The organism is Chitinimonas violaceus (assembly GCF_052601015.1).
The window spans coordinates 1-9,372 of the sequence record NZ_JBQXDJ010000100.1 but is presented as its reverse complement, the minus strand read 5'-3'; the positions used below and the strand labels follow the sequence as shown (position 1 = coordinate 9,372).

Below are 9,372 nucleotides of genomic sequence, written 5' to 3'. Positions count from 1 at the left end.
CACTTTCCAGCAGTGGGCGAATGGTTTCAAATTGTTTGCGACTGACGTCGCTGGGGTAAGCGGTTCTCATTGGGCAAGCATCGCCGGTTTGGGGCTAGATGAAAAGACTTTGAACAGGTTCTAAGAAGCTGTTCAAGGTCTCGCGAACCAGTGCGAGACAAAGTGCCGCATTGAGCCCATAGCGACAGCCAACCCTGTCACCCGGTCGTAACCCACCGGGTGACAGGACCCAACAGATGAAAAGAGACCATCATGAACAGACCCAGTGAATTAAGCGTTCCCTATCCTGTTACCGCCGATATTCAGGACGTATCGCCGCCCCCTGCAACCAGTGCTGTCTCTTGGGCAGCCATCATTGCTGGGGCCGCCGCTGCGGCCGCACTATCGCTCATTCTGTTGGTTCTGGGGACCGGCCTGGGTTTGTCCTTCGCGTCACCATGGGTCAACAGCGGTATCAGTGCTGCCACCTTTGGTGTATCGACCATCTTGTGGATTACCTTCACCCAGATTTTTGCCTCCGGCCTGGGCGGCTATCTGGCTGGTCGACTGCGGCACAAGTGGTTGGAAACACAGGCTGATGAAGTGTTCTTCCGCGATACGGTGCATGGCTTTTTGACCTGGGCGGTCGCTTCGATTGCAAGTGCGGCCCTGCTGACTTCGACGATAGGCTCCATCGTCAACCTCAGCTTTCTGGACGACATAAGGACCGAGTCCACTGCAAGCACCATGGGCAACCCAGCGCACATTGGTTCTGTAATAGAAAAAGACAAGGCCCGGACGATGACCTATTTTGTGGACAGCCTATTCCGCAAAGATCCGCAGCTGGCCTCGGACTCAGCGGATGCCTCTACCAATGCCAACCTGGGCAAACCCGGTACAAATGCTTTCCGTGCCGAAGTGGCGCTGATCTTCATGAATTCAATAGGGGCGGAGGCTTTACCAGAGGACGATAGCCATTACATAGGTCAATTGGTGGCAGCACAAACCGGGTTGCCGCAACAGAACGCGGAGAAACGCGTTGGTGATGCCTATGCCCGGCTGAAAGCCAATTTCAATGCACTGGACGCTACCGCACAAGAGGCCGCCGACAAGGCACGTAAAGCATCGGCCTATGCGGCACTCTGGCTGTTTATTTCCTTGCTGATCGGGGCGTTTGTCGCCAGCCTGGCAGCGACCTTTGGCGGCCGGCAGCGGGACATATAAATCCAGCCTTCTAATTCATACTCTCAATTGGAGACAACCATGCGTTCGATACTGTTATACCTTCTTGGCGTACCCATCCCCATCATCATCCTTATCGCCATTTTCGCCAAGTAGACCCAGCTGCTGTGTAGCAACTACAAAGTACACAGCTGAAATGACAATTCTGCCAGGCAGAGAGGGGAAATGAAGCCCAAGGAGAAGGCAAGTCGCCTTGAATGCGGTACTGAGGCTGGAATCGAATTCAATTAGAACCTGTTTACGATCTTGCTACACAGTTGTGAGCACGGTGGCGCAGTAAGATCGTGAACGGGTTCTACGCTTTGGTATCGATCAACGCACCCAGCATCTGATCTGCCGTCTTCAACACCTTGGCCGATACCTCTACACCCGCCTTATAGGTAAGCTGACCCACTATCTCGGTATTGAGGTCAGTACCCTCGGTAGTATTGGATGAAGGCTCGACATTGACGCCAGTACCAGATGGTGCAGCCTCACTGAAATCGGGTTGGCGTGCCTTGAAATCTGTGGTCAACATATTGGCGACATTGTGGGCTGACACATCCAGTGCACGCTGATAACCCTGTATACCCGACAAAGCTGTGCCAATAGCAGAAATGGACATGAAGACTCCTCTACAAGGTCATAGCAACGTTTAGCAACTTACTCCGCTTTGGCTATGTACGGATAAGCTATTAATGCATATGGCGACGTGCGGTACCTAAGAACCTGTTTAAAGTCTGCTGCGCGCAGCAATACGGCGTTAAAAAAGCCCCGGAATGCTCATTTACCGTGAGTAAACTCCGCTTCCTCGGCTGTTTTCGCCTTGTCTTGCCTTAGCTCGCAAGATTTTGAACAAGTTCTAAGACGCCAGCTCTTATCTGCTTTGTAACCTTAATAGCCAGACCGACTGGATTTTCGGCGATATAAGGGACGGGCATGGGTAATGGCATGAATAGCGCCATCGCGATTCAAGCTGACAATCGCCCGATCGATTACCGGCAGAAATCGGTTAATCGCATGGTTGCGCGCGGCGGCGATATGCAGTGTTTCAGTCGACAAAGGGCGCGGCAAAACTGACCACTCACCAATGCCACCGTAATTACGTTCCAGCCAGGCTTGAAACCCGGAAACCGTCGTGTACAGACTGCAAACCAGGATCATGTCCACCCGCCCCTGGGCCATCATGGCAAATCGTGCTTCGTAAGAACCGGCTTCCTCTTCCACTTTAAAGAGCCTGTCGCGGTAGGTTTCAAACAGCTCCCCGTACTGCCCGCCTGTCGAGATAGATAACGTCTTCCCACTAAGGCCATTGATCCCGTCGTAGGCAAAAGCCTTCCCTGCCGGCACAACCATCCAGGCTCTCATTTCAGCAATGGGCTTCGAAAATACCAGGTGGCGGGAACGTTTCGGGGTCTGGACTATTCCCCAAAGCAAACCTTCGCCACGCTCGGTCAGCTTTTGCGCGCGCCGTAACGGGTAGGTCTTGATATCAAACTTCAGCCCGGCTTTGGTGCCAATCAGTTCAATCAACTTTCGGCGCTTCGGCCCAACAGGCAGGACATACCCTTTGGCATCACGCTCTTCAGATATCAGCAGAGGGACCGTTGGTGGCTCCGCAATACCTGCAGCCTGAACAGATAGGTTCAACAGTAGGGAAAGACAAACAAGCGGACACTTCATGAGTGAGTAAGTACTGTAGAGATGAAAGCAATGGCATAGGGACGGCATTGCTATCAGAACCTGTTTACGATCTGTCACGAGCAGCTGTCAGCAGAGTACCGAGCAGCGCAAAAACCGAAATGTATTTGGTACATGAGGCTGCGAACTTCTTAGTGCGAAGCACCGTAGCAGTTCGGCGTCCCTCTTGCGGGGGCTTTTTTAGCAGCACATAAATGCTGAACACGACTGTGCAGCAAAATCTTAAGCAAGCTCTCAGGGGGTTGGCAAGCTACGAACTTGCATCACAGCAAATGAATGGAGTTGGTACGTTCCCATCCCTCGCAAAAGCATGGCCAATACGTAGACATGTTTTACTAGATAGTCTGATGCCTTTAACACTTGGCGTACATTGGGATTTTGAGTAGCACCGCACTCCCGAACTGCCGTAGATGGCTCGGAACTCGGCAGGAAGGTAGCGGCTGAGCTGGCTAACTATTGCTAGAAACTATCTAATATTTAGTTTTATTTGTTTTTAACAATCAAATTCTATGCTCTAGACTGAATACCGTTAGATCAAAACGGACACAGCCACAGGAGAATAGCCATGCCCAACGAATCAAAGTGCCCGTTCTCGGGTGAAATGCGCAATGCGACTGCAGGTGCAAAAGGCAACCGGGACTGGTGGCCCAACCAGCTCAATCTTTCCATCCTGCACCAGCACTCACCGCGGTCCAATCCGATGGGTGAAGCATTCAACTATGCCGAGGCGTTCAAGCGTCTGGATCTTGATGCGGTGATCAAGGACCTGCATGCGCTGATGACCGACTCACAGGATTGGTGGCCGGCGGATTATGGCCACTACGGGCCATTGTTCATCCGCATGGCTTGGCATGCCGCTGGAACATACCGTGTCGCAGACGGCCGCGGGGGAGCGGGCACCGGCGCGCAACGCTTCGCACCGTTGAACAGCTGGCCGGACAACGGCAACCTGGACAAGGCACGTCGGTTGCTGTGGCCCATCAAACAAAAGTATGGCAGCCAGATCTCCTGGGCTGATCTGATGATCTTGACAGGCAATGTCGCCTTGGAATCGATGGGCTGCAAGACCTTTGGATTTGCAGGCGGTCGAGCCGATATCTGGGAACCCGAAGCGGAGATCTACTGGGGCCCGGAAACCACCTGGCTCGGGGATGAGCGCTACAGCGGTGACCGTGACTTGGCGAACCCGTTGGCCGCAGTGCAGATGGGTCTGATTTACGTCAATCCGGAAGGCCCGAATGGCAACCCAGACCCGCTAGCCTCGGCGCGTGATATCCGCGAAACCTTCGCACGCATGGCCATGGACGACGAAGAAACCGTCGCACTTGTGGCAGGTGGCCATACCTTTGGTAAATGCCATGGCGCAGGTGACCCCAGCCAGGTTGGCCGTGAACCAGAAGGCGCGGGCATCGAAGAACAAGGCCTTGGCTGGAAGAACAGCTTTAATAGTGGCAAAGGCAGCCACGCCACTACTAGCGGTCTTGAAGGTGCGTGGACACCCAACCCCATAAAATGGGACAACGGCTACTTCGAGACCTTGTTCAACCACGAATGGGAGCTGACCAAAAGCCCGGCCGGCGCGCACCAGTGGAAGCCCAAGGGTGGGGCCAGTGCCAACGCAGTGCCGGATGCCCATGATCCGAATAAACGTCACGCACCGATGATGACTACGGCCGACCTCGCACTGCGAACCGATCCGGCTTATGAAAAAATCTCCCGCCGCTTTCTCCAGGACCCACAGGCACTCGCCGATGCGTTTGCCCGAGCCTGGTTCAAACTGACACACCGGGATATGGGACCACTTGCCCGCTACCTGGGCCCGTTGGTACCGAAGGAAGTACTGATCTGGCAGGACCCGATCCCGCCTGTTGACCATGCACTGATCGATACGAAGGACGTCGAGACCTTGAAGGCCAAAGTGCTCGCATCCGGCCTTTCTGTTTCACAACTGGTCAGCACAGCCTGGGCATCGGCCTCGACTTTCCGTGGCAGCGACAAGCGTGGCGGTGCAAATGGTGCACGCATCCGATTGGCGCCGCAGAAGGACTGGGAAGTGAATCAGCCAGCCGAGCTGAACAAGGTACTCAGCAAACTGGAAGGCATCCAACAGGAATTCAACAAAACCCAGGCTGGCGGCAAGAAAGTCTCGTTTGCTGACCTGATCGTCCTCGCAGGCGGTGCAGCCATCGAATCAGCCGCCAAGCAAGCAGGCCAAGACGTGAAGGTCCCGTTCACACCGGGTCGGATGGATGCCTCACAAGCGCAGACCGATGTAGCCTCGTTCGCAGTGCTGGAACCCAAGGCCGATGGCTTCCGCAACTATGTTCGCAAAGAGCTGGAAGGTGTAGCTGCTGAGCTGTTGGTCGACAAGGCACATTTGTTGAACCTGAGCGCACCAGAGATGACCGTACTGATTGGGGGCCTGCGTGTGCTGAATGCCAATGTCGGCCAAGCTCAGCATGGTGTCTTCACCAAGCGGCCAGGTACCCTGACCAATGATTTCTTCGTAAACCTGCTCGACATGGGGACGACATGGCAACGGTCGGGGACGTCGGGTGTGCTGGAAGGCCGCGATCGCAAGACGGGCGCAGTCAAGTGGACAGGTACCGTCGTCGATCTCGTGTTCGGGTCAAACTCGCAGTTCCGCGCCCTGGCCGAAGTCTATGCAAGCAGAGATGCACAGCAGCGCTTCGTGAAGGACTTCGTGGCCGCCTGGACCAAGGTGATGAACCAGGATCGTTTTGATCTGGCCTGATTTCGATAGGCAAGGCTAGAGACAGCAGCTCCGTTCAGCCCCGATCCAACTTCGGACTATTCCGAATCAAGATCGGGGCTGATTCTATTTCGGCCCTTAACGGGTTTGATCTCAGGGTCACAGAACGCCACGTCGGTTTGAGCGTGCCAATTCCCTCAAGTATCTATTCATTCTTCATCAACAATCCAATTACTAATGCTCTTTACTACTTGATATACAATGTCAACAACCTAAAAGTATCTATTCAAAATCTATTCATGCAAGACCAGCTCCCCACCCTTCTTAGCCTATTGAGAAGTGGGCCAAAAGATGCCCCTAGTCTGTGCCAACAGCTGGGCATCAGCCAACCTACGTTGTCACGCCGGATTACTGAGGCAGGCAATGACATCGTACGAATAGGTCGTGCCCGTTCGGTACGTTACTTGGCGTTACGGGAAGTTGCTAGGCAGGCGCGGTTTACGCTCTACCGCGTTACGCCCGCTGGGCAGGTAGAGAAATGGGGTGAGTTGCTGCCAGTTCATCCAGGTTTCATGCTACGCCAGCCCAACGAACCCGATCAATGGCTAGAAGGCCTGCCCTGGTGGTTGCAGGACATGCGTCCACAAGGTTTTCTGGGACGCCTTTGGGTACAACACCGTGCCGCAGCGCTAGGTTTGCCCCAAGACTTGCTGAGCTGGAACGACGATCATGTCATTACTGCATTGGCAGCAGGCGAACAGGATGTACCCGGCAATCTGTTGATTGGCGACTTGAGTCGGTCAGCTTGGCTGGCTTACCTACCCACCGATATTTCTACCCAGGACCGTATACACCACTACCCGCGTTTGGCCGCTCAAGCCATTGCCGGCGAGCTTGTCGGTTCCAGCGCGGGAGGCGAGCAGCCAAAGTTCACCGCCCAAGTAGGCGGGATCGCTGTCATCGTCAAATTCAGCGCAGCACAAGACAACACTGTTAGCCGACGATGGCGCGACCTGCTATTGGCCGAACATCTAGCACTGCAAGTGCTCGCTAGTCATGGCATCCCAGCCGCGGAGAGCGAGCTTCTGGATATCGGCAGCCAGCGCTTTCTGCAATTACGGCGTTTTGACCGAACAGAACAAGGTGGCCGACGCGGCGTGGTCTCCTTAGCAGCACTGGACGGCGAATTTCTGGGCTTGAGCAGCAGCAATTGGCCACAGTACACCGAGGTCCTGGTCAAGCAGGGTCAAATTACTGAACAGGCACACCAGGACACCTGCAGGCTGTATGCCTTCGGCCGCTTGATCGGTAATGGCGACATGCACAACGGCAATCTGGCGTTTCTGCATGAGGGTAGCCTGCCACTCTCGTTGGCGCCGGCATATGACATGTTGCCTATGTCCTTCTCGCCTGATCGCAGTGGCGCGATGCGGTACAATCTACCGCCTTTTCAGCTACCCACTCAGCCCACTGCAGGAATCTGGCGGGAAATGCTGCCACTTGCACACGAATATTGGCTGCAGCTGGCAAAGCATCCCCTTACCAGCCCTGAATTTTCACGTATTGCTCGGGAACAAGAGACTGTACTGGACTCGATCGGTAGCCAACTTGCCAAACTAGCCTGACGCAGGCAATCACTGAGGACCTGTTCACGATCTTACTGCGCAACCGTGAGCAGGACTTATGTGCTGCTCGAAAGCATCATGTACCCAAGTACATTCCGGTTTCTGCGCTGCTCTGCGCCCTGCTGACAACTACTCGCAACAGATCGTGAACAGGTTCTGACGCATTAACCATTGCATTGCCATAGCGATTGACTCGTCAGCGCACGTTCTAACGCAACAACTTTCAATCGCTTATCAGACGGGCGACACAAACTGCCGGCGAGAACCTAACCAACCTAAAACACCGACGGGTACCAACAGTACCCACTGAGGTAGCACCAACAAGGCACTCGGCCCAACGAACGCCAGGGCTACAACGACAAATACAGAACCGAACAGCAACCACAACAACGAAACAAACAGTGGTAGGGCACCGGCAGAAGTCCGGTTGCGTGGCCGGGCACTCCAAACCAACGCCAGCGCCGACAACACCAAGGTCACGGTGACAAGATGCCAACATGCATAGAGCATCAGGCTGATAGGTTGAGCCAGCGCCGACTCAAGCAGTGGCCGCTGAATTTCCGGCGTGCCCATAAAAGTATGCACAGCAGCCGTAAATGCCGCGAGCACGCCCGAAATAAGTAGGATGCGATTGGTCTTCATGCTGGCAAGGTTTCCTATCGAATGAATGACCTGCTCAGTCTAGTAACTACACCGGGGTTTGGTCGGGAATGTGCCACGCTATTGCCTTATGACTTGAACTGTAATGTTCGGCAAAAACCGAGAGCAAAAAGCGGAATTGCCTGAAAGGTCAAGCCGCTGCTTTTGCCCGCTCACCAAACTAGGCGCTCTTTAATGTAGTGAGTAAGGCCATTACCCAAAGACCCAAAGCAGCAATGAAGTTGACTGTAAAAACGAGTCCTCTAAGCCGAACGTTGGTCGTCAAGATTTGGACGGAACTATGCAATAAACGTCCGCCAATAAAGACCCATGCAAACACGAGTACGATATATCCCGTCTCTTGTTGAAGCAGTATCAGGCACGCAGCGTGGAAAAATACAGGCCACTCGAATTGATTCGACAGGTTAGCGCTGATACGTGGTTCAAATTTTGCCCATGGATTACTGCCATCAGGACGCCGGCCAACACCCCAAATGGCTGGGGCGCGCACAATCGTAAGTAACACATAAAGGAAGGCGGCTAACGCAACGTGCGCGGCCATAGGGAAAATCAGCGAATACAGCATGTAGCTCCTGGTTTTTAGCTTTTCGACGTACTAACTGCAGAGTGCATTAAGCGGCCCAATATGGAAAGTAGCCAGGAAACAAATGGGTCGGCGACTTCGTAAAGAATTATGTCTCCGAGCTCCAAACGAAGAAGCACAAAGCCAGTGGCGCCTGCCTGCGTCGTTATTGGACAAGGGTTTCATGGATCGCACCGATGCACGTATGAGCACGCCGGCGATTTGAGCAAGGCACTATCGAAGAAGCAGATACCGCGTGTTGGCGGTGCTGACACCAAGGTCAACCTACACGGCAAAGAACCTGCCCAAGAACAAGAATTAAGCCAAGGGCAGGCTCTCTGGCGCTTTCACCAGGACTGTACCGGGGGCGCAGGCCGCCCATGCAAGAAGTCGATCAAGCCGACCGGACCACCCGGGCGGTCAGCCTTCTAACCAGCGGCAACACCAGCAGCAAGACTGGAAATGCAATGAGCCAGGAGATGCCCCACGAACCGGGCCACACTTTGAGAAAGTCTCCGCCCCAGCCAACACCGCGAAGCGTACTGATCATGGAGACGATGCAGGTCATCAGCACCGACAGGAAGAACGGCATGACGATACCGTTATATTTGGGTGGTAGTTTGCGAAAGCCCAGAAAAGAGTGCGACTTCGAAGAGTTCATAAAATGCTCCGTATGCCGGCCAAACAAGGCGCCTCTTCCACAAACCCAAGTTTGCGAAAGCACACAACCCCGGCAATAGCCGGCAGAAGTTGGCGCGTTGATTGACGTAAACGCTTACGGCTTTCTGAGGTAGCCTGAATTCCGTAGACACACCTGATTGGTAAACTTGAGCCAACAGGAGGCTGCGGTGAGTAAGAGAGAAACACAAAGCTATACGTCGGAATACCGAGCGGAAGCCATCAAGTTAGTG

At 54.1% G+C, this 9,372-nt stretch carries 8 protein-coding genes; 3 read left to right on the top strand and 5 right to left on the bottom strand.

The genetic code is table 11. The features are described from left to right. Positions 1 to 252 precede the first annotated feature (252 nt). On the top strand, positions 253 to 1,203 hold the full coding sequence (locus tag ACUHMQ_RS19275; protein ID WP_445297084.1) for a hypothetical protein: 951 nt from the start codon (positions 253 to 255) through the stop codon (positions 1,201 to 1,203). 313 nt (positions 1,204 to 1,516) lie between these two features. Here the strand turns inward: ACUHMQ_RS19275 and ACUHMQ_RS19270 are convergent, their stop codons facing one another. After that, positions 1,517 to 1,825, bottom strand: coding sequence for a hypothetical protein (locus ACUHMQ_RS19270; protein WP_445297083.1), 309 nt, complete (start codon positions 1,823 to 1,825; stop codon positions 1,517 to 1,519). Positions 1,826 to 2,094: 269 nt separating this feature from the next. Next, the gene (locus tag ACUHMQ_RS19265) at positions 2,095 to 2,883 is read right to left on the bottom strand and encodes a substrate-binding periplasmic protein (protein ID WP_445297082.1); all 789 of its coding nucleotides are present in this window, start codon (positions 2,881 to 2,883) and stop codon (positions 2,095 to 2,097) included. Positions 2,884 to 3,466: 583 nt separating this feature from the next. Here ACUHMQ_RS19265 and katG point away from each other — a divergent pair. Together katG and yjjJ are read left to right on the top strand one after the other, a co-directional pair. Further along, positions 3,467 to 5,656 (top strand): catalase/peroxidase HPI, encoded by a 2,190-nt coding sequence (katG, locus tag ACUHMQ_RS19260; protein WP_445297081.1) that lies wholly within the window; start codon positions 3,467 to 3,469, stop codon positions 5,654 to 5,656. 257 nt (positions 5,657 to 5,913) lie between these two features. Beyond that, positions 5,914 to 7,239: a type II toxin-antitoxin system HipA family toxin YjjJ gene (gene yjjJ / locus ACUHMQ_RS19255; protein WP_445297080.1), complete on the top strand. Its 1,326-nt coding sequence runs from the start codon at positions 5,914 to 5,916 to the stop codon at positions 7,237 to 7,239. A gap of 234 nt (positions 7,240 to 7,473) precedes the next feature. Here yjjJ and ACUHMQ_RS19250 read toward each other — a convergent pair whose 3' ends face one another. The 3 genes from ACUHMQ_RS19250 to ACUHMQ_RS19240 form a co-directional block, all read right to left on the bottom strand. Next, complete coding sequence (locus ACUHMQ_RS19250) at positions 7,474 to 7,881, bottom strand: hypothetical protein (protein WP_445297079.1); 408 nt, start codon at positions 7,879 to 7,881, stop codon at positions 7,474 to 7,476. A gap of 178 nt (positions 7,882 to 8,059) precedes the next feature. After that, a complete protein-coding gene (locus ACUHMQ_RS19245) occupies positions 8,060 to 8,464 on the bottom strand; it encodes an MAPEG family protein (protein ID WP_445297078.1) in 405 nt (134 codons plus the stop codon). 391 nt (positions 8,465 to 8,855) lie between these two features. Then, positions 8,856 to 9,122 carry a DUF2798 domain-containing protein gene (locus tag ACUHMQ_RS19240; RefSeq protein WP_445297077.1) on the bottom strand — a complete coding sequence of 89 codons (267 nt, stop codon included), beginning with the start codon at positions 9,120 to 9,122 and terminating at the stop codon, positions 8,856 to 8,858. Positions 9,123 to 9,372 lie beyond the last annotated feature (250 nt).